A 19,761-nucleotide genomic window follows, 5' to 3' on the forward strand; every position below is an offset into this window, starting at 1 on the left:
ATGGAAGCCCGGACTGCCGTCGCCAGGCAGACATTCAAGCAGATATTTAAGGAGAAGCGGCATGGAAGTGGAAATCAGCGTGGAGGCGGAAAAGAAGCGCCTGAACAGCCTGGTGGCGCTGACGGTGGTCTTGCTGTCGGTGCTGATGGGGCTGGGCAAGCTGAAGGACGACAATATCGTCCAGGCGCGCCAGTTGCTGAAGGCCGACGCGCTGGATAGCTGGTCGGAATACCAGTCGAAGAAGATCAAGCTGCATCTGACCGAAGCCAGCCTGCGCCAGGCGCAGATGCTGGCGCTGGCCAATCCGGCCAGCGCGGCCGCTCTCGAACCGCAACAGCGGCAACTGCGGGGCGAGATCAAGCGCTACCAGGCCGAGGGGGGCGCGCTGCAGCGCAAGGCCGAGGGCCAGGAGACGGGTTTCGAGGCGCTGAACCAGCGCCACGATCTGTTCGACATCAGCGACGCCGCCTTGTCGATCGCGGTGGCCAGCGCGGCGGTGGCGGCGCTGTCGGCCAACCTGTTGCCGTTGTTCAGCTCCTGGGCTTTCGGCGCGCTGGGGTTGCTGTTCTGGCTGGCCGGATTCGGCGGCTGGAATCTGCGCATCGAGTGGCTGGTCAGCCTGCTGGGCTGAGCCGCACAACCCTGTCGGGCGGGGGGTTGCAATCGGCATGGTTTTGGATCAGTCTGAGACCCGATTGCGGTTTGTCCCCTTCCTTCAATGCACAGGAGAGTTGTGATGAAACTGTATTTTTCCCCCGGTGCCTGCTCGCTGGCTTCGCATATCGTCCTGTTCGCCAGCGGTTTGCCTTTCGGCAGCGAAAAAGTCGATCTGCGCGCGCAGCCGCATGTCACCGCCGAAGGCGTGAACTTCTCCACCATCAATCCAAAAGGCTATGTGCCGGCCTTGCAGCTGGACAACGGCGAGCTGTTGACCGAGGGCGTGGCCATCCTGCAATACATCGCCGACCAGGCGCCGGACAAGCAGCTGGCGCCGGCCAACGGCACGCTGCCGCGCTACCGGCTGCAGGAGTGGCTGAACTATATCTCCACCGAAGTGCATAAGAACTTCACTCCCATCTTCTTCGGCAAGACCGAAGAAGTGAAGGACGACGCCTGGGCGCGGCTGCAGCCCCGGCTGGCGCTGCTGCAGCGGCAGCTGGAGAAAACGCCGTATCTGCAAGGCGGACAGTTCAGCGTGGCCGATGCCTACCTGTTCACCTGCCTGTCCTGGGCGCAGTACGTGCAGCGCTCGCTGGCCGATTTCCCGGCCCTGCTCGATTACCTGAAGCGCGTGGCGGCGCTGCCGGCGACGCAGCAGGCGCTGCAGGCGGAAGGCCTGGGGCAGTAAGCGCCTGTCCGGCGTGTCCCTCGACAATGCCCGGCGCTGCCGGGCGTTGTCGTTTCCGGCCGGCGGCTTGGCGCCATCCGGCGAGCGTGATTGCCGCGGCCCCGGCGGTGGGCGGTACAATGCGGCAGGCACGTTTGCCCGATGTTTCACGTGGAACCGCAACGCTATGACTGAAAACAGTTTGATCGACGCCAGCCGCCTCACCGCCGCGCTGCAGCGCTTCGCCGACGAGCGCGACTGGAATCGCTACCATTCGCCGCGCAATCTGGTGCTGGCGCTGATGGGGGAGGTGGGCGAATTGGCGGAGATCTTCCAGTGGCTGGACGACGACGCCGCGGCGCGGCTGGGGGACGATCCGGCGCGCTTCACCCATCTGCAGGAGGAAATTGCCGACGTGCTGCTATACCTGACCCGGCTGGCGATGGTGACCGGGGTGGACCTGGACGCGGCGGTGCGCGACAAGCTGGCCAAGAACGCGATCAAATACCCGGCCATCTGACCCTTACGCTATAGTGGACCGAAGCAAGTCCGGCGGTAAGGAAGTCCAGATGAATGTTTCCCCCCAGCAGCAACTGCAGCAATTGATCGACGGCGCCCGCCGCATCGCGGTGCTGACCGGCGCCGGCATGAGTACCGAATCCGGCATTCCCGACTTCCGTTCCGCCAACGGCCTGTGGTCGCAGGACATGAGTCTGGCCGAGGCGGTGTCGGTGGAGTATTTCCGCCGTGCGCCCTCGGCGTTCTGGCAGGCCTTCCGCGACATCTTCCGCATCAAGCTGGTGGGCGATTACCAGCCCAACGACGGCCACCACTTCCTCGCCGCGCTGGAAGCGTCGGGCAGGGAAGTGACCATCCTCACCCAGAACATCGACGGCCTGCACGGCCGCGCCGGCAACCGCCGCGTGCTGGAGATGCACGGCACCCTGCTGTCCGCCAGCTGTCCCGATTGCCATATGCCGCACCCGCTGGACTATGTGCAGCAGCACGAGGTGCCGGCCTGCCGCCGCTGCCGGGCGGTGCTCAAGCCCGACGTGGTGCTGTACGGCGAGGCGGTGCCGCTGATAGACGTGGCCTTCGAGGCGGCGCTCAACGCCGATCTACTGCTGGTGATGGGCTCGTCGCTGGAGGTGTCGCCGGTCAATCTGATCCCGGTGGAAGCCGCGCGCGCCGGCATACCCTGCGCGCTGATCAATTACACGCCCACCCGTTTCGACACCCTGTTCGACCTGTGCGTCCACGCCGGCATCGGCGACACCTGCCGCCAGCTGAGCTGCTGATCCGTTTGGCATTGCCGCGGCCGCCGCCTATCTTGAGAAAGCCGTTATCCGGCTTTTCAGACAAGGGGTTGTCAGATGGAAAACATCAATTGGAATCACTGGCTGGACCTGGCGGTCGGTTTCGCCGGCAATATCGTCTCCGCCATCCTGCTGTGGCTGATCGGTCGCTGGCTGATCGCGCTGTCCGCCCGGCTGCTGGATGAACAACTAGCCACGCGCCACCTGGATCCCACCTTGCGCCGCTACGCGCATTCCTTCCTGTCGGTCACGCTGACCATCGTGCTGGTGATCGGCATCCTCGGCTTCTTCGGCGTGCAGACCGCTACCTTCGCCGCGGTGATCGCCACTGCCGGCATCGCCATCGGCATGGCCTGGAGCGGCCTGCTGGCCAATTTCGCCGCCGGCGTGTTCCTGGTGGTGCTCAGGCCGTTCAAGGTGGGCGACGTGGTGTCGGTGGCCGGCCTCACCGGCACGGTGCGCGAGATCGGCCTGTTCGCCACCACGCTGGACACGCCGGACGGGGTGCAGACGCTGGTGGGCAACAACAAGATCTTCTCCGACACCATTCAGAACTACAGCGCCAACGCGGTACGGCGAGTGGACCTGAAGGCGCAGTTGGCCAACAGCGCCGATCACGTCGAGGCGATCCGCCTGCTGAGCGCGGCGTTGACGCGCATTCCCAATGTGCTGGCCGCGCCGGCGCCGGACGTGGGCCTGCTGGAGTTCACCGCGCTGGGGCCGGTGTTGGCGCTGCGGCCCTATTGCGCGCCTGAGCATTACTGGCAGGTGTATTTCGACAGCAACCGCGCGATACGTGAAACGCTGGGCGCGGCCGGCTTCCCGGCGCCGGAGCAGGCGATGGTGGTGCGGCAGGGGTGAGAGGGGGAAAACGGGACGGTTCGCCCCGTTTCTCATTGGCGTATGAGCCATTTTTACAAGCCGGCCGCCACGGCCTGTTTTTCAATGAGGGCTCTGGGTGCCGCGCAACTGGCGCGGCGCGGGCAGCATGGAGAGCAGGATGAAGATAGACATGTTGGGCGGCGCCGGTGTGCGCCAATGGCTGGCCGGCGTCGGCGATCGCATGGCTGGCGTCGGGCGCGGTCTGGCCGGCCGCTTGCGCCAGGCGGGAAACGCGGCGCGTCCGCTTGCGCCGCGGCTGGAGACCGCGGCGCGGGCCGGCAGCTGGCAACGTTTTGCGGCGAAGTTTCAAGGCGGAGGGCTGGCCGCTCAGCGCCCGAGCACGCTTTCGCGTGGCGGCTTGCTGCGCGCGCCGGTCAGTCCCGGCGAGGTCAAGGCGATGATGCGCAGGCAGGCCGACGAGTTGGGCAAGACTATGGCCGGCGACGCGGTCTTTCGCCGGCAGGCGCTGGAGTCGACCTATGCGGCGATCTATAGCGAGGCGAAGAATGCCTTTCATCGCGCCAATGGCAACGTCATGCCGGATGGCTATCTGCGCGCGCTGGGCGAGGTGGCGCGCGAGGCCGGCCTGCCGGGCCAGGAAAAGCATGGCGCTTTTCTCCCGGCGGGAGACGGCGCCAGCCCTTTCGTCACCAGCCTGCTCAGCCCGGTGCAGAAGCAATTCAGCCAGCGCGTGCGCAATCCGGCGCAGCAGAGCCTGTATCGGGAATTCGCCAAGCAGTTGGCCATCCAGCTGGTGGCGCCGCATGCGCAGCCGCATGGCTGGGAGCCGCCGGCCGCTTTCCAGGCCAGGCTGGAGGCAGTGGGGCGGCCATGGCTGGAGCAGTCGTGACCGGGGCCGCTCCACTGCGGTGACAAAGCCTGTAGGCCGGGCAGGCATTGCTGAGCCCGGGCACGGTGCTGCGCGGCTGCCAGGCGCGGTTCAGCAGCGCCGCACCGTTTGCGTGTGGCGCCGCGTTGACTGGGCCCGGCAGTTTGGACTCCCGCCCGACGCGGGGATGCGGCTTGTATGTCCTGCCGCGGCGCGATGCGGCCGTTGCGCCCGCCGGCGGCCACCGCCACTGCATCCGGTCGCGGAGGCGGGTACGTCTTCGATGATGTCCTGCTCGTTCTCGATATCGACGCCACCGCCGCGGCTGAACGGCTTGCCTGTTGCGAGCCGCAGAGCAGGCAGCCGGGTAGGCTGGTTGGCCGGGCAAGGGGCGGTTGACGCTTACATCGCCGGCGGAAAGGCGCCTTCGTCCTGGCAGTTTTCCACCTGGATATCGTCCGGGCTGGTGTTGGGCACATACACCTGATTGACCGGGGACGGCGGAAAATCGGGATCGGGCGCGCAGTTGGCGCTCTGGCCGGTGCCCACCGCCACCTGGACGCCGGCTTTCAGCTGGCAGCGCACCATGCTATTGAGCCGGCTCCAGGCCGGGCAGATGGCGTTGTCAGCCTGGTACTTGGCCAGCGGGCCCTGCGGCTTGCTGAACGACCACCAGCGTCCCAGGCGGGAGTTGGGCTTGCCGCTGTCCCAGACGCGGTAGACGATGGTGCCGGGAGCCGCGGCGTTCTGCTGATAGACCACGCCCTCGCACAGGCCGCCATTGCCGGGGGCGCCGATGGCGTTGGCGAGCAGGGTGTCGTGCTGTACTGGGCCCATGCCGGTGGGGGCTTGCATTACCTGGCCGACGCAGCCGCCTGCGGTTTGGGAAATCTGGCTGGGCGGGGTGGCGCAGGCGATCAGGATCAGGCTGAGCGAGGCGACTAGGGTTCGGCGTAGCAATGCTGACATGAGCGGTCTCCGGGTGGGTGAATCCATCTGCATGAATGACAGGATAGTAAATTCATTCATCATTTTCAGTGTGAATTGGGGAAGAAAAAAGGGCGCCGACACAGGTCGACGCCCAAAGCTGCGGAAACAATCGTTGATCAGGCCACGTTGCGCGATGTCTTGCCGGCCGTCGCGCCGCCGCTGAGCAGTTGCTGCTGGCGGCTACGGGCCTGTTGGTAGTTCTTCAGCTTGATGTGGCCGAAGCCGCGCACGCCTTCCCAGCTCTTCACCGCTTCGGCCGCCTGCGGCAGCGTCTCCAGCGTCAGGCCGGCCAGGATGCCGGCCAGCTGCTGTTCGAACTCCGCTATCATGCGGCGCTCCAGCTTGCGGTCTTCCTGCCAGGCGAACGGGTCGAGCGCGCTGCCGCGCAGGAAGCGCAGTTTGGCCAGGACCTTCATCGCCGGCATCAGCCATGGGCCGATGGCGAGCTTGCGCGGCTGGCCGCGGGTCAGCCAGGCCACGCCGATGTGGAAGCGCAGCTTGTAGTCGCCGTCGAACTGGCTGGCCAGATCGCGCTGGAACTCGCCGTCGCTGTACAGCCGCGCCACTTCGTACTCGTCCTTGTAGGCCAGCAGATGGTGGTAGGCGCGCGCCACCGCCAGCGTCAACGCGGTGCTGGCCGGGTTCAGCGCCTCTTCCGCCTGTTTGGTCTTCAGCACCAGCGCCTTGTAGCGTTCCGCCAGCGCCTCGTTCTGGTAGGCGGCGAGCAGGTTGGCGCGATGGTGCAGCACCGCGTCGGGGGTTTCGCGCGGAACGAAAGCGACCACCGCGGTGGGGCTGACCAACGCTTCCACCCGCGCCGGATCGTGGGCGGCGTGGCGGCCCCAGCTGAAGGCGTCCTGGTTGAACTTCACCGCGGCGCCGTTCAGCCGCACCGCTTCCAAGATGGCCTCCAGCGATACCGGCACCAGGCCCTTTTGCCAGGCATAGCCCAGCATGAACATATTGGCGGCGATGGCGTCGCCCATCAGCGAGGTGGCGAGGCGGGTGGCGTTGACTTCGTTGTAGCGGCCCTGGCCCACCGATTCTATGATGGCTTCCTTCATCGCCTTGGCCGGGAAGCGCAGGTCGGGGTTTTTCAGGAAGCCGCTGGTCGGCGATTCGTAGTTGTTGACGATGGCGTGGCTGAAGCCTTCGCGCATCTTGGCCAGCGCCTCTTCCGCCGCCGTCACCACCAGATCGCAGCCCAGCACCAGGTTGGCGTCGCCGGCGGCGATGCGCACCGCGTGCAGCTGTTCCTGATGCTCGGCGATGCGCACGTGCGACCACACCGAGCCGCCTTTCTGCGCCAGGCCGGCCATGTCCAGCACCGTCACGCCTTTGTTGTCCAGGTAGGCCGCCATGCCCAGCACTTGGCCGATGGTGACCACGCCGGTGCCGCCGACGCCGGTGACCATGATGCCGAATGGCTCGTGCAGCGTCGGAATCTTGGGCTCCGGCAGCGCCGGCAGCTTGGCCAGATCGGCGCTGGCGCCGGCCGGCTTCTTCAGCTTGCCGCCTTCCACGGTGACGAAGCTGGGGCAGAAGCCCTCGACACAGGAGTAGTCCTTGTTGCAGCTGCTTTGGTCTATCTTGCGCTTGCGCCCCAGCGGCGTTTCCACCGGCAGCACCGACAGGCAGCCGGACTTCTGGCTGCAGTCGCCGCAACCTTCGCATACCTTCTCATTGATGAAGGCGCGCTTGGCCGGGTCCGGGTATTCGTTGCGCTTGCGGCGGCGGCGCTTCTCGGCGGCGCAGGTCTGGTCGTGGATCAGGATGGTGACGCCTTCGGTTTCGCGCAGCTCGCGCTGCACGCGGTCCAGCTCGCGGCGGTGGAACACGTCTATGCCGGGGGCCAGGCCCTGCGCGTTCTGGTACTTGTCCGGATCGTCGCTGGTGATGACGATGCGCGCCACGCCTTCGGCCGCCAACTGGCGGGTCATCATCGGCACGTCCAGATAGCCGTCCACATGCTGGCCGCCGGTCATCGCCACCGCGTCGTTGTAGAGGATCTTGTAGGTGATGTTGACCTTGCCGGCCACCGCGGCGCGGATCGCCAGGATGCCGGAGTGGAAGTAGGTGCCGTCGCCCAGATTGGTGAAGATGTGGCGGGTGGTGGTGAACGGCGCCTGGCCCAGCCAGGTGATGCCTTCGCCGCCCATCTGGGTGAAGGTCTTGGTGTTTTCCGGGCTGATCCAGTGCGCCATGTAGTGGCAGCCGATGCCGGCCACCGCGCGGCTGCCTTCCGGCAGCTTGGTCGAGGTGTTGTGCGGGCAGCCGGAGCAGTAGTGCGGCACGCGGGCGATGGATTCGCGCGGCTTGACCAGCTGGGCTTCTTTGTCGTCGTAGAACTTCAGGCGGTCGTGGATCACTGGGCTGTCGAAGATCAGCGCCAGCCGGCTGGCGATGGCGCGGGCTATCATCGCCGGGGTCAATTCGCCGGCGGCCGGCAAGAGCCAGTCGCCGTGCGGCAGCGCCCATTCGCCTTTTTCGGCGAACTTGCCCACCACGCGCGGGCGCACGTCGTCGCGCCAGTTGTACAGTTGTTCCTTCAGCTGGTATTCGATGATCTGGCGCTTCTCTTCCACCACCAGGATTTCTTCCAGCCCCTCGGCGAACTGGCGCACGCCTTCCGGCTCCAGCGGCCAGACCATGCCCACCTTGAAGATGCGCAGACCGATATCGGCCGCCTGCGCCTCGCTGATGCCCAGGTCGTCCAGCGCCTGCATCACGTCCAGATAGCTTTTGCCGCAGGTGATGATGCCCAGGCGCGCCTTGGGAGAATCCAGCGTGATGTGGTTGAGCTTGTTTTCGCGGGCATAGGCCAGCGCCGCGTACAGGCGGTGGTGCAGCACGCGCTTTTCCTGCGCCAGCGGGGTGTCCGGCCAGCGGATGTTGAGGCCGCCTTCGGGAATCGGGAAGTTTTCGGGGATCTTGAACTGCAGCCGCTCGGGGCTGATGTCGACGATGGCCGAGCTTTCTATGGTGTCGGTGATCGCCTTGATCGATACCCAGCAGCCGGAATAGCGGCTCATCGCCCAGCCGTGCAGGCCGAAGTCCAGCACTTCCTGCACGCCGGACGGGCTCAATACCGGGATCATGCTGGCGGCCAGGATGTGGTCGGACTGGTGCGGGAAGGTGGAGGACTTGGCGGCGTGGTCGTCGCCGCATACCAAGAGCACCCCGCCCAGCGGGCTGGTGCCGGCCACGTTGCCGTGCTTGAGCACGTCGCCGGAGCGGTCCACGCCCGGGCCCTTGCCGTACCACATCGCGTAGACGCCGTCGTATTTGGCGCCTTCGAAGATGTTCACCTGCTGGGTGCCCCATACCGCGGTGGCGGCCAGATCCTCGTTGAGGCCGGGGTGGAACACCACGTTGTGGGCGTCCAGGTGTTTCTTGGCCTTCATCATGGTCTGGTCGACGTTGCCCAGGGGCGAGCCGCGGTAGCCGGTGACATAGCCGGCGGTGTTGCGGCCGGCGGCGCGGTCCAGTTCTTGCTGCAGCATCGGCAGGCGCACCAGCGCCTGGATGCCAGTCATCAGTACCTGGCCGGTGGGGGCGGTGTATTTCTCTTCCAGGTCTGCATGGCGGATTGACATGGTTTCTCCTCCTGTCGTGCTCGCTTGTGGCGATCAGCCCGCGGCGGCCTTGTGGGCATCCTGTGTCGGGCGGCTGCTGCGATGGCGGCCATCTGTGTGTGACACCTTATTTATTTTTATACCGTGGCTCCGGCGCGTGTGCGGCTGTCGCAGCTTAGAGTGTTAACCCTAATGTCGCCAGACTATAGTTTACGTTTACGTCAACGTCAAAGGGATTGCAGCATCCGCCATCACGGTGCGGTTTATGTGCCAGTGCAGCAAAAACCTTAGCGGTTAAGTGTTTGTAAACGGACTGTATAGAAGACAATGGTTATTGTCGGCGGGCAAAGCGGTTAAGCTGTGCGCTGGAATATTCCGTCTTGCCGAGTTCTACATGTCCGCTCCCTCTTCCGCCGGCGATAGCCGCGGCGTGTTGTATACCCTGGGCGCCTTCATCTGCTGGGGCCTGTTTCCTTTGTATTGGAAACCGCTGCACTCGGTGCCTGCCTTGCAAATTCTGTGCCACCGCATCGTGTGGTCGGCCTTGTTCGTCGCCCTGGTGCTGACTTTCCTGCGCCAGTGGGGCGATCTGCGCGCCGCCTTGCGCCAGCCGCGCCAGTTAGCGATCTTCGGCCTGTCGTCGACGGTGCTGTCGCTGAACTGGCTGATCTACATCTGGGCGGTGAACGCCGGCCACGTGGTGGAGGCCAGTCTGGGCTACTTCATCAATCCGCTGGTCAATGTGTTGCTGGGACGGCTGTTCCTGGCCGAGCGGCTGAGCCGGCCGCAGACGCTGGCGGTGGCGCTGGCCGGAGCCGGCGTGGCCTGGCTGACCGTCAGCGCTGGTTCGCTGCCGTGGATCGCGCTGTCGCTGGCGGCCACTTTCGGCATCTATGGCCTGCTGCGCAAGAAAGCGCCGCTGGCGTCGCTGCCGGGTCTGGCGCTGGAGACTTTCCTGCTGTCGCCGCTTGCGCTGGCCGCATTGCTATGGTTTGGCTGGCAGGGACAGGGCGCCTTCGGCCAGGTGGGCGTCGGGCGCGACCTGCTGCTGATGGGGGCCGGCGTGGTGACGGCGGTGCCGCTGCTGATGTTCGCCGCCGGCGCGCGCCGGCTGAAGCTGGCCACGGTGGGGGTGATCCAGTACGTCGGCCCCAGCATCCAGCTGGCGCTGGGCGTGATCTTGTACGACGAACCGTTCGGCAGCGACCGCGCACTGGGCTTCGCCCTGATTTGGAGCGCGCTGTTGCTGTATTCCGCGGTCGGCCTGCGCGCCTTGTGGCGAGAAAGACGCATTGCCGGCGCCTGACGCCGATGCTTTTTTGATCGCGGCCCCGCTTCTGGCGGGGCTTTGTCATTTTTTAGGACTGACCGATTGGAACTGGCCAAATGGACAGTGAGGCTGGCTATAACGGTATTAGGAGCGGGCGGGCAAGGAGCCGGCTTCATTTTCCGATGATACGGGCGACCGCGAGCAGGCATTCCGGTTCGGTCGCCGACGTTTTTGTGGAGCCCTGCCATGGCCTTGTACCTGCTCAGTCTGGTGTTCTTCCTTACCGATATCGGCGCGCGCCTGGCGTTGCGCACCCAGTCGTGGCGCACGGTCGAGCTGACCTTGCTGACCGGCCTGCTGCTGGCCTGGCTGCTGTACCCGCACCTGAGCGGCTGGGCGGTGCCGTTGATGCCGGTGGGGCAGGGCATGCTGTTGTACGCGGTGCTGGTCGGCCTGCAACTGGGCCTGATGGATGCCGCGCTGCGCACCAGCCTGGAGCGTTGGTGGACGCAGCGGCAGCCGGTGCGCCAAACGCGCCGGCGCCATGATTGACGGGTTTCCCGATTTCCCGCGCATGAAAAATAGGCTTGACGGCTAATGACGGCGGTAGCAGACTGCGCGCTTCCGCCGCATCGCCATGCCGATTGGCCGGCGGGAACATAACCGGAGAGGCCGCCGCCTTGGCGCAACGCTCTCCCCTGATCTTTATCGTTCTTTACAGGTACCGCCGTCATGGCATCGATCTTTATCCTGTCGCGCCACTTGCTGCGCGATGTGCTCGGCGACGAGCGCGTTCATTTTTCATCCGACACCCCCACCATCCCGTATTGCCGACCGCAGGACGCGGCCGACGACATGCGCCGCCAGCGGCTGGAGTCGCGCCTGCAGCAGCTGCGGCTGGAGAAGGGCCATCTATGCTGATCCTGCCGCTGGTTTCGCCGCGCCTGCTGCTGCGCGATTTCAGCGCCGCCGACCTGCCGCGCTATCAGCAGCTGCGCGGCGGTTCGCGTTGCGGCCCGCATGATTCGGCGCTGGAAGCCAGTCCGGCGTTTTCCGCGCAATTGCTGGAACGTTTCGTCGACCAGCAGCGGCAGCAGCCGCGCCGCGCCTGGCAGTTGGCGCTGATCCGCCGCGACGACAATCAACTGATCGGCTCGGTCGGCCTGCGCTTGAGCTTGTCGCCCGGCATTGCCGGCTTCGGCGTCGAGCTTGCCGAAGCCGCCTGGGGCCAGGGCTATGCTGCGGAGGCGGGCCGGCTGCTGCTGGACGCCGGCTTCAACCAACTCGGCCTGAGCCGGGTGGAGGCGGATACCGCCGAAGGCAACCTGGCGGCGCGCAAGCTGGCCGCCAGGCTGGGCTTCGTTCCCGCGCCATCGCGCAATGGCCGGGTGAGCCTGGCGCTGAGTCTGGGCATGCTGGGCGCCGAAACCGAATGGCGGCTGCTGGGGGAAGCGGGGCGGCTGCAACGCCTGGACTATGGCTGGCGCCTGTCCGCCGATGCCGCAAGCTTCCCGGATGGGGATGCGTTGTGGCTAGACCATGCGCCGCAGGCGCAGCAGCGGCAACGCTGGGAGCAGCGGTTTGCCGACGCTTTCCCCGACCGGTTGCCGGGCCATTGCAGGCTGCGCTGGCAGGCGCGGGCTGAAGATGGGCCGGACGCGTATGCCGACTGGACCGCCGCCGGCTACCGCTACCGCCAGGCTGAAGCATGGCTGCTGGGCGAGGGCATGTTGCGGCCGGCGGCGCTCAGCCCGATGCTGACGATGCGGCCGTTGTCCAGCCAGGGCGACTGGCGGCAATGGCGGCAACTGTTGCGGGATGCCTGCCGCGAGGAGGGCCAGGGCGGGGCGCAGCTGGAGCGGCGCGCCGAGCGCTATCGCCGGCTGGAGGCGGCCGGCCATGGCCATGTCTGGGGCGTGTTCGACGGCCAGGCGCTGCTCGCTTGCGCCGGGCTGTTCGTCTGGCAGGGGCTGGGCCGTTTCCAGCAAGTGGCCACCGCGCCGCAGGTGCGGCGGCTGGGCATCGCCAGCCAGCTGCTCAGCCATCTGGCCGCATGGGGTTTGCGGCGTTCGCCGCGGCTGCTGGCGATGGTGGCGGCGCGGGAAGCGGCTGTCGGCCTATACCGGCAACTCGGCTTTACTCATGTTAGCGGTGAATGCTTCTTAAGCCGAAACTGCTGATTAGCTTGACCTTGTCCGGCATTGCGCATGAAACTCACTCATGCATGCTTTCGGGATACCGACCGATGGCGCCGGATGCCGCCGTTCGAGCGGCACCGCTACCCTGGAGAAATGGCAATGACCACACTGGCCGCGCTGCGCCAAGATTTCGACGCGCTCAACCACGACTACCTGGCGATACACAAGGCCAAGGAAGACCTGTTCTGGGACACTTATATGGCGGTGTCCGACGACCACGCCGGCTTCGCCCAGGCCGAGGCCGCGTTCAAGGACTTCATTTCCAGCCCCGAGCGCCTCTCGGCGGTGCAGCGGGCGCTGGCGCAACTGGACGCGCTGCCGGACAGCGAGGAGAAGCAGGGCTTGGCGCATGGCTACCGCGGCTGGCTGGCGCTGTTCCAGAGCAATATCATCGAAAGCGACGAGGCGCGCCGGCTGATGACCGGGCTGATCGAGCTGGAGGCGGAATTGTTCGCCAAGCGCCGCGACTACAAGATGCAGCACGTCAACGACAACGGAGTGCGCGAGGACGCCACCCTCAGCATGCTGTCGACCAATATGGGCACCAACCGCGACGAGGCGGCGCGCAAGAGTTCGCACGACGCGCTGCTGGGCCTGGAGCGCTGGGCGCTGGACAACGGCTTCATCGATATCGTCAGGCAGCGCAACGCGCTGGCGCGCAGCCTGGGCTACGCCGACTATTTCGAATACAAGGTGAAGAAGAACGAGCAGATGACGCCGGACGAGCTGTTCGCCATCCTCGATGATTTCGAAGCCCGCACCCGCGACGCCAACCAGCGCGCGCTGGACGATCTGAAAGCCAGGCACGGCGCGGATGCGTTGAAGGCGCACAATCTGCGCTTCCACATGAGCGGCGACGTCACCCGCCAGATCGACCCCTACCTGCCGTTCGCCAAGGCGGTGGAGCGTTGGGTGCTGAGCTTTCGCCGCCTGGGCGTCCAGTACCGCGGCGCCACCATGCAGCTGGACCTGGTGGAGCGCGAGGGCAAGTATCAGAACGGCTTCTGCCACGGTCCGATTCCCGCCTTCCAGGATGGCGCGAACTGGGTGGCCGGCCAGATCAATTTCACCGCCGACGCCAAACCGGACCAAGTGGGCAGCGGCGCGCGCGCGATCAACACCCTATTCCACGAAGGGGGCCATGCCGCCCACTTCGCCAATGTCGCGCAGAATTCGCCGTGCTTCTCGCAGGAGTTCGCGCCGACCTCGATGGCTTACGCCGAAACCCAGAGTATGTTCTGCGACAGCCTGCTGGACGATGCCGACTGGTTGAAGCGCTACGCCAAAAACAGCCGCGGCGAAGCGATTCCGGACGCGTTGATCCGCGCCCGCATCGAAACCAGCCAGCCGTTCGCCGCCTACGCCGAACGCTCGATCGCGGTGGTGGCGTATTTCGAGCGCGCGCTGTACGCGCTGCCGGAGGCCGAACTGACGGCCGGCCGCATTCTGGAGCTGGCGCGCGCCTGCGAGCAGCGCATATTGGGCATCGCGGTCAGCCCGCGCCCGCTGCTGGCGATCCCGCACCTGCTCAATCAGGAATCCGCCGCCGCCTATCACGGCTATCTGCTGGCTAATATGGCGGTGCACCAGACCCGCGCCTATTTCCTGCGCGAATACGGCTACCTCACCGACAATCCGGCCATCGGCCCCCTGCTTGCCCAGCATTACTGGGCGCCGGGCAACAGCATCAACCACAACGCCACTCTGGTCAGCCTGACCGGCGAGCCATTCAACGCCCGCTATCTGGCCGAATCCTGCACCCAGAGCGTGGCACAAGCCTGGGCCGACGCCGAGCAACTGATCGCGGAATCCGCTGCGCGCAGCTATCCGCGGCAGTACCCGGACCGGCTGGACGCCCATATCCGCCTGGTGCACGGCGCCGAGCTGATCGCCGACAACGCCGACGGCGAGGAGGCGATGTTCCAGCGTTTCGAAGCCTGGGTGGCGCAGCGCTATCCGGCCAGCGTGCACTGAGGCGGGTCCGCGCTGCGACAAAGAGAACGGCCGGGATGCCCCGGCCGTTTTGCATTGCCGGCTGGGCGCCTACAGCGCCAGCCCGGCGGTTGGTCGACGGCCCGGCTGCGGCGACAACGGCTTGGCTTCGGCGTGGGGGCCGGGCGCATCCGGCGCCTGGGCCAGCGCCAGCAGCGATTGCGCGGCGGGCTTGAGCGCGGCAGCGGCAAGCTCCAGCGTGGCCGGCTTGCCATCCGGATGCAGCAGGCTGACCCGGCTCTGGCCGTCGTGCAGCATCGCGAACCCGGCTTTGGCCAGCCCCTGCTTCCAGCCTGCCTGGCTCAGCGCCGCGCTGATGTTTTCGCGCTGATCGGCGTTGAACGGCAGTTTGTCGCGTTGGCACATCTGCTCCACCGCGCCGCGCGCCTGTTGCAGCAGCGCCTGCTTGGCGGGGCTGAGCGCGGCAGCGGCCGCCTGGGGAAAGGCCACCCGGCTGGTGGCGCCCGCGAAATAATCGTGGATCGTCATCACGCCTTGCGGGCCGCCGGGGCCTTGGCTTTGCTGCAGCTGCACCAGCTTGCCGGCGAAGTCGTTGAAGCGGGTGGTGGTGACGCCGTTGGCGCTGGTCACTTCGGCCTGGCGCGCCACTTGGTCGGTGCGGCGCGCCACCCGGTCCTGATCGTAGCTGCCGTAGGTGGTCCAGATGGTCTGGCCGTACTGGTTGACGCCCTCGTCGTGCACCAGCGCCGGCTGGCGCGGATCGAAGCCGCGCTGCGGCGGCACCGGGGCGATGGCGAGTCCGGCCTTTTGCAGGAAAGCGGTGCCGGCCTGCAGTGCCAGCGCGCCCAGGCCATTGTCGTAGCCGCCGCCGACGTCGCAATGGTTGCCGGGCAGGCTGAAATTGACTGCGCCTTTTTGCGCGGAAAAATCGGCGGCCTGGAATTCGCTGCGGTACTCATGCTCGGCGCGCAGGATCAGCAGGTTGCGGCTGTTGGGCGGGAAGGCCATGTTGCCGGACATGCCGGTCATCACCGGATCGTACAGCGCCGCGGCCGACAGGCCCAGCTGGCCGGGCGGCACCAGCATCCTGTTGCTGGCTGGGTCGGTCAGGCCGCGCTCGTACAGCAGCTGGGCGAATACCGAGGCGGCGTCGTTGCCGCGGCTGAAGGCGGCGGCGGCCACGGCGACGCTGCCGCCGGGGTGGGTTTTCAGCCAGGATGACGCCTGTTGCTGAAAGTCGTCGTAGGCGAGATTGGCGGTGCGCACCGCCTCGGCGGTGACCGCCGGCGGCAGGAAGGACGAGCCGGGCAGGGTGCCGGAGGTTCCGGGGCCGGCGAAGTAGCGCGCCGTCAGGTTGGAATTGTGGCTGGCCGTCTGGGCGGCCTGCTGGTAGAGCTGGGCGGCATTGGTGCTTTGCATGCCGCGCGGCAATTTGTCTTTATTGTTGCTGGTGCCATCAAAGGCGGCGAAATAGACGAATTGCCCGGCGGCGATGTCGGGCTTGGCGGCTTTGGCGATGGCGGCGGCCTGGTCCTGTGCCGCCTTCAGCTGCTCCGCGCTCAGTTGTCCGGCGATTCTGGTCATGTCGGTTCCAGTTCAGCCGTTCATTGCTGCCGCGACAGCGGATAGATCACGTAGCGCTGGAAGCCTTGCTGGCCGTCGGCTTGCAGGCTGCCGAACAGGTATAGCGGGGCGGCGCCGGCCGGAATGCCGGACAGCGAGCAGGCCAGCATGTAGCCGGCCTGCGGCGCGTTCAGGTCCCAGCATTGCCGGATGGCCGGCTTGGCGGCCAGCGCCGGCTTGAGCCTGGCCATCGCCTCCGCCAGGTCGGGCGGCAAGGCCGAGTCATCCTGATGCCGGATGGCGAATTGCAGCGCCGCGGTTGCTTCGCCGCTGTCCTGCAGCAACCGCACCTGATCCAGCTGCTGGCGGTAAGGCTGGGCCGGCGCGCCGGGGGCGGAGAAGACGGTGGTGAGCATGCAGTGGCTGTCGTCGCGGCAGGCCAGTTGCAATTGCAGCTGGTTGCCGGCCTGGCCGATGCTGGCAGTGAAGTCGCCAGCCAGACCGGCGGCGGGCGCGCTTTGGGCCGGCAGGCTGGCCAGCGCGCAGGGCAGGGACAATAGTAGGATCGTCAGGGGTTTGCGCATGTTTTTCCTTGGCTGTGCGTTTCCGGCCGGGCCGGCCTGGGGGCGTCGCCGCAAGGGCGGTGGAAAAAGCATACGCGGAGCGCCGCGGCACGCACAAATGACCGGACTCCTCCGGGATGGGCCGTCAGACCGGCGCCGAATCCGCCTCCGCCCGCAGCGCCTGGCGGACCGCGTCGCGGCCGTCCACCCGCGCGTGAAAAGCGCGCAAGCGCCGCCAGCCGGCCAGGTCGATGGCAAAGCGCGGCAGCCAGCCCAGCACCGTGTACAGATAGGCGTCGGCCACGGAAAAAGCGTCGCCCAGCAGGTAGTCGCGCTCCCGCAATACACGGTCCAGCCAGTCCAGGCGCTTGCCCAGCCTGGCCTGGAACATCGCGCGCGCCGCTTCCGGCAGGTCGGACTGGAACAAGGGGGCGCTGCCGGCGTGGAGCTCGGCGCTGATGAAGTTGAGCATTTCCTGCAGGCGCAGCCGCTGCCAGCTGCCGTTGGCCGGGGCGAGTCCCGCCTGCGGCCTGAGGTCGGCCAGGTATTGCAGGATCGCCGGGCCTTCGGTCAGCACCTCGCCGTTTTCCAGCCGCAGCGCGGCGACGTAGCCCTTGGGGTTGATGTCGCGGAAGTCGCCGCCCTCGGCGGTGCGTTTGCTGTGGTTGTCGACGCGGATCAGTTCGAACGGCAACCGCAGCTCGCGCAATACGATGTGGGGCGCCAGCGAGCAGGCGTGGGGAGCGAAATACAGTTTCATCGGGTTTTCCTGTGCGGGGCCGCTGCCGGAGCACAGCGGATCATGGTCATGCTGCCGGCTGCGGCAGGGGCAGTAAAACGGCTTTTTCAGCCGATTGCCATCAGCTGCGCTTATGGCAGAATGCCAGGGGTATTTTGGCGAATGCATGGACGGGAGACGGCGATGATGAATCTGATGCACTGGCGCTTGTTGCTGGCGGTGGCGGATTGCGGCACCGTGACGCAGGCGGCGAGCCGGCACGGCATCAGCCAGTCCGGCGCCAGCCAGGCGATACGCCAGTTGGAGCAGGCGCTGGGCATGGAGCTATTTGTCCGCGACCGCCGCGAGACCAGGCCGACCGCGCTGGGCGAGCAGGTGCTGCAACGGGCGCGCGCGATGCTGGCCGAACTGGACGGCATCCGCCGCCTGGCCGACGAGGCGCGCGGTCTGGCGGCGGGGCGGTTGACGGTGGCGGGCTTTCCCTCGCTGTTCGCGCGCGGCCTGGCGCGCAGCCTGGACCGCTTCCGCCTGCTGCATCCGGGGCTGGAGCTGTTGTGGCTGGAAGGCAGCGACGAGGAGATCGAGCAGTGGCTGGCGGAGGACAGGATAGATCTGGGCGTGGTGCTCAATCCGCAGGCCGACGGCGCGGCGCAGTTGCTGGGAGAGGACGCCTGGATGGCGGTGCTGCCTGGCAGTCACCCGTTGGCCGGACGCGCCAGCAGCCTGGGGCTGGCGCCGGAGACGCTGGCCGGGCAGCCCTTCATCGCCGCCACTGGCGGCTGCCGGTTGGATGGAGAGAGTGTGCTGGCCGGCCTGGGCGTGGCGCTGGCGGATGTTAGGATGAGGCTGCGCGACTGGGGCAGCGCGCTGGCGATGGTCCGTGGAGGCCTGGGCGTGGCGGTGGTGCCGGAGTCGGTATTGCCGGAAGGGCGGCGCGGCCTGCGGGCCTATCCGCTGCTGGGAGCGCCGCCGCGGCGTTTCGCGCTGGCGGCGTCGGCGCGCGGGGTGGCGTCGCCGCAGGCCCGGGCGCTGCTGGCCTGGCTCGCGAGCGAGCCAGTGTGAGCGCTTATTGCTGGCGGTAGATCAGCCGGCCTTCGAACAGCAGCTCGTTGGGCGTTAGCGACAGGCTGTTGCCGGGCGCGGCGCGGTCGAAGACGAAGCGTTGGCCCTGGTACTCGATCCAGGCGCTGATCGGCTCGCCCTGGAAGCGGCCCAGAATCTCTTCGGAGCGCACCACCTCGGCGTCGGCCGGCAGGGTCAGCCCCTGCGGCGTTTCCGGCTCCACCTCCCAGTTGTCGCGGTTTTCCGGTTGCGGGTCGTGGCGGGTGGCGGAGTTCAGCCAGATGCGGAACATCCACAAGGGCAGCAGCACGCGGTGCACGCGCTTGTCGTTGGTGATGACGCAGGCCACCGGGAAGCGCTGGTGGCATTGCGGACAGCAGGCTTCTGCGGACAGGAAGATCTTGCTTTGCTTGAGGCTGGCGATGCCTTCCATGTGTTCCGCGCCCACCATGGCGCGGCACTGCGGGCAGTGCTTGCCGAAACGGCGCACGCTGTTGCCGTTGGCGAAGGTGAGCGGGAGGAAGCGGGAGATCTTGTCGGGTCGTGCCATTGCTGCGTTATCCGGGTATGGGCGCCGCCGTTATTTGGCTGCGGCGGCAAGCCCTTGATTATAACGCCTAGTCGGCGCGAGAGAAATGCAGCCGGCAACTTAGCGTGTGGCCGGCGCCGGGCGCCAGCGTGCGGGCGTCATCGCCGGCGTTGGCGGTTTCGACGCAGATGAAGCATCGCCAGTCTTCGTCCGGCAGATCGGCGAAGCGCTGCGCCTTGGCCGGCGCCGGGTTCCACAGCACGGTGCTGGCGGAGCCGGCGCTGGCGATGACGAGGCGGCGGCACCAGCCGCTGTCGTCCAGCGTCACGGGGTGAGCGGAGTACGCCACTAGGTCCACTTCGCCGGCGAAGCGGAACGGCTCGGCCGGCAGCAGGGTGCGGGCGTCGCCCACCTTGTCGTGAGCCGGCGCGCCTTCCAGGCCGCTCAGCGAGACGTTCGCAATGTCGGACACCGCGAAATAGCTGTGCAGCGCGGCGCTGACGGTTTGCGGCTGCGCGCCGTGGTTGCGGCTGTGCAGGGCGATCTCTACGCCGTCGGGGCCGATGCGGTATTCCAGGTTGGCCGACAGCTCGCCATGGCGCGGTCCGGCCAGTTTCACGTGGAACACCTCGCCGTCGCGGCCTGCGTCGGCCAGCGTCCACAGCTGCTGGCGCGCCACGCCGTGCGCCGGCTGGCCGCTGCCCGCGGGATGCGGGCCGAACCACGGCCAGCACACCGGCACGCCGCCGCGTATCGCCTTGCCTGCTTGATAGGTGGCTTGCGGCGACAGGTAGAACAACGGCGCTTCGCCGTCGCGGCGGTAATCCAGCAACTGGCCGCCCAGCAGCGACAGCCGCGCGGAGAAGCCGTCGCCGGTCAGCTCGATCTGATTGACGCCGGGCGACAGTTCTCCGAGCGTGAGTCCTTGTGGATGAGACATGCTGCGCTCCATCGGATGCGGGGAA

At 66.9% G+C, this 19,761-nt stretch carries 19 protein-coding genes; 12 read left to right on the plus strand and 7 right to left on the minus strand.

Features of this window, described 5'->3' with window-relative positions:
* Positions 1-61 precede the first annotated feature (61 nt).
* From BI347_RS01070 to BI347_RS01095, 6 genes are all read left to right on the plus strand, one after another.
* Positions 62-631, plus strand: a complete 570-nt coding sequence (locus BI347_RS01070) for a DUF4337 domain-containing protein (protein WP_071115129.1) — start codon at positions 62-64, stop codon at positions 629-631.
* A gap of 105 nt (positions 632-736) precedes the next feature.
* Positions 737-1,348: a glutathione transferase GstA gene (gene gstA, locus BI347_RS01075; protein WP_071111622.1), complete on the plus strand. Its 612-nt coding sequence runs from the start codon at positions 737-739 to the stop codon at positions 1,346-1,348.
* A gap of 166 nt (positions 1,349-1,514) precedes the next feature.
* Positions 1,515-1,847: a nucleotide pyrophosphohydrolase gene (locus BI347_RS01080; RefSeq protein ID WP_071111621.1), complete on the plus strand. Its 333-nt coding sequence runs from the start codon at positions 1,515-1,517 to the stop codon at positions 1,845-1,847.
* A gap of 49 nt (positions 1,848-1,896) precedes the next feature.
* Positions 1,897-2,625, plus strand: coding sequence for an NAD-dependent protein deacylase (locus BI347_RS01085; RefSeq protein WP_071111620.1), 729 nt, complete (start codon positions 1,897-1,899; stop codon positions 2,623-2,625).
* A gap of 75 nt (positions 2,626-2,700) precedes the next feature.
* The gene (locus BI347_RS01090; protein ID WP_071111619.1) at positions 2,701-3,504 is read left to right on the plus strand and encodes a mechanosensitive ion channel family protein; all 804 of its coding nucleotides are present in this window, start codon (positions 2,701-2,703) and stop codon (positions 3,502-3,504) included.
* A 139-nt stretch (positions 3,505-3,643) separates the two neighbouring features.
* Positions 3,644-4,375 carry a hypothetical protein gene (locus BI347_RS01095; protein WP_158020688.1) on the plus strand — a complete coding sequence of 244 codons (732 nt, stop codon included), beginning with the start codon at positions 3,644-3,646 and terminating at the stop codon, positions 4,373-4,375.
* 381 nt (positions 4,376-4,756) lie between these two features.
* Here BI347_RS01095 and BI347_RS01100 read toward each other — a convergent pair whose 3' ends face one another.
* Both BI347_RS01100 and BI347_RS01105 read right to left on the minus strand, forming a co-directional pair.
* Positions 4,757-5,323, minus strand: coding sequence for a hypothetical protein (locus BI347_RS01100; RefSeq protein WP_071115130.1), 567 nt, complete (start codon positions 5,321-5,323; stop codon positions 4,757-4,759).
* A 137-nt stretch (positions 5,324-5,460) separates the two neighbouring features.
* Positions 5,461-8,940: an indolepyruvate ferredoxin oxidoreductase family protein gene (locus BI347_RS01105; RefSeq protein WP_071111616.1), complete on the minus strand. Its 3,480-nt coding sequence runs from the start codon at positions 8,938-8,940 to the stop codon at positions 5,461-5,463.
* A 373-nt stretch (positions 8,941-9,313) separates the two neighbouring features.
* Here BI347_RS01105 and rarD point away from each other — a divergent pair, with 373 nt between their 5' ends.
* The 5 genes from rarD to BI347_RS01130 all read left to right on the plus strand — a co-directional run bounded on the left by rarD (position 9,314) and on the right by BI347_RS01130 (position 14,361).
* Positions 9,314-10,225: an EamA family transporter RarD gene (gene rarD, locus BI347_RS01110; RefSeq protein ID WP_071115131.1), complete on the plus strand. Its 912-nt coding sequence runs from the start codon at positions 9,314-9,316 to the stop codon at positions 10,223-10,225.
* Between the two features lie 210 nt (positions 10,226-10,435).
* Positions 10,436-10,741, plus strand: coding sequence for a hypothetical protein (locus BI347_RS01115; protein WP_071115132.1), 306 nt, complete (start codon positions 10,436-10,438; stop codon positions 10,739-10,741).
* Between the two features lie 180 nt (positions 10,742-10,921).
* Entirely contained in the window at positions 10,922-11,110 is a 189-nt protein-coding gene (locus tag BI347_RS01120) for a hypothetical protein (protein ID WP_071111613.1), read from the plus strand.
* On the plus strand, positions 11,104-12,369 hold the full coding sequence (locus tag BI347_RS01125) for a GNAT family N-acetyltransferase (protein ID WP_071115133.1): 1,266 nt from the start codon (positions 11,104-11,106) through the stop codon (positions 12,367-12,369). Before BI347_RS01120 ends, BI347_RS01125 begins: the two co-directional genes overlap by 7 nt.
* A 117-nt stretch (positions 12,370-12,486) precedes the next feature.
* A complete protein-coding gene (locus BI347_RS01130) occupies positions 12,487-14,361 on the plus strand; it encodes a M3 family metallopeptidase (protein ID WP_071111611.1) in 1,875 nt (624 codons plus the stop codon).
* 69 nt (positions 14,362-14,430) lie between these two features.
* Here BI347_RS01130 and BI347_RS01135 read toward each other — a convergent pair whose 3' ends face one another.
* The 3 genes from BI347_RS01135 to gstA (BI347_RS01145) form a co-directional block, all read right to left on the minus strand.
* Entirely contained in the window at positions 14,431-15,924 is a 1,494-nt protein-coding gene (locus BI347_RS01135) for a DUF2235 domain-containing protein (protein WP_071115134.1), read from the minus strand.
* A gap of 20 nt (positions 15,925-15,944) precedes the next feature.
* On the minus strand, positions 15,945-16,487 hold the full coding sequence (locus BI347_RS01140; protein ID WP_139167157.1) for a hypothetical protein: 543 nt from the start codon (positions 16,485-16,487) through the stop codon (positions 15,945-15,947).
* A gap of 124 nt (positions 16,488-16,611) precedes the next feature.
* Positions 16,612-17,226: a glutathione transferase GstA gene (gene gstA, locus BI347_RS01145; protein WP_071115136.1), complete on the minus strand. Its 615-nt coding sequence runs from the start codon at positions 17,224-17,226 to the stop codon at positions 16,612-16,614.
* Positions 17,227-17,388: 162 nt separating this feature from the next.
* On the opposite strand from gstA (BI347_RS01145), the gene BI347_RS01150 reads away from it, so the two are divergent.
* Positions 17,389-18,267, plus strand: a complete 879-nt coding sequence (locus BI347_RS01150; protein ID WP_071111607.1) for a LysR family transcriptional regulator — start codon at positions 17,389-17,391, stop codon at positions 18,265-18,267.
* A gap of 4 nt (positions 18,268-18,271) precedes the next feature.
* On the opposite strand, the gene BI347_RS01155 is transcribed toward BI347_RS01150, so the two are convergent.
* Positions 18,272-18,817, minus strand: coding sequence for a hypothetical protein (locus tag BI347_RS01155; protein ID WP_071115137.1), 546 nt, complete (start codon positions 18,815-18,817; stop codon positions 18,272-18,274).
* 67 nt (positions 18,818-18,884) lie between these two features.
* A complete protein-coding gene (locus BI347_RS01160) occupies positions 18,885-19,736 on the minus strand; it encodes a D-hexose-6-phosphate mutarotase (protein WP_083338614.1) in 852 nt (283 codons plus the stop codon).
* Between the last annotated feature and the right edge of the window lie 25 nt (positions 19,737-19,761).

Source organism: Chromobacterium sphagni (genome assembly GCF_001855575.1).
GTDB lineage: Bacteria > Pseudomonadota > Gammaproteobacteria > Burkholderiales > Chromobacteriaceae > Chromobacterium > Chromobacterium sphagni.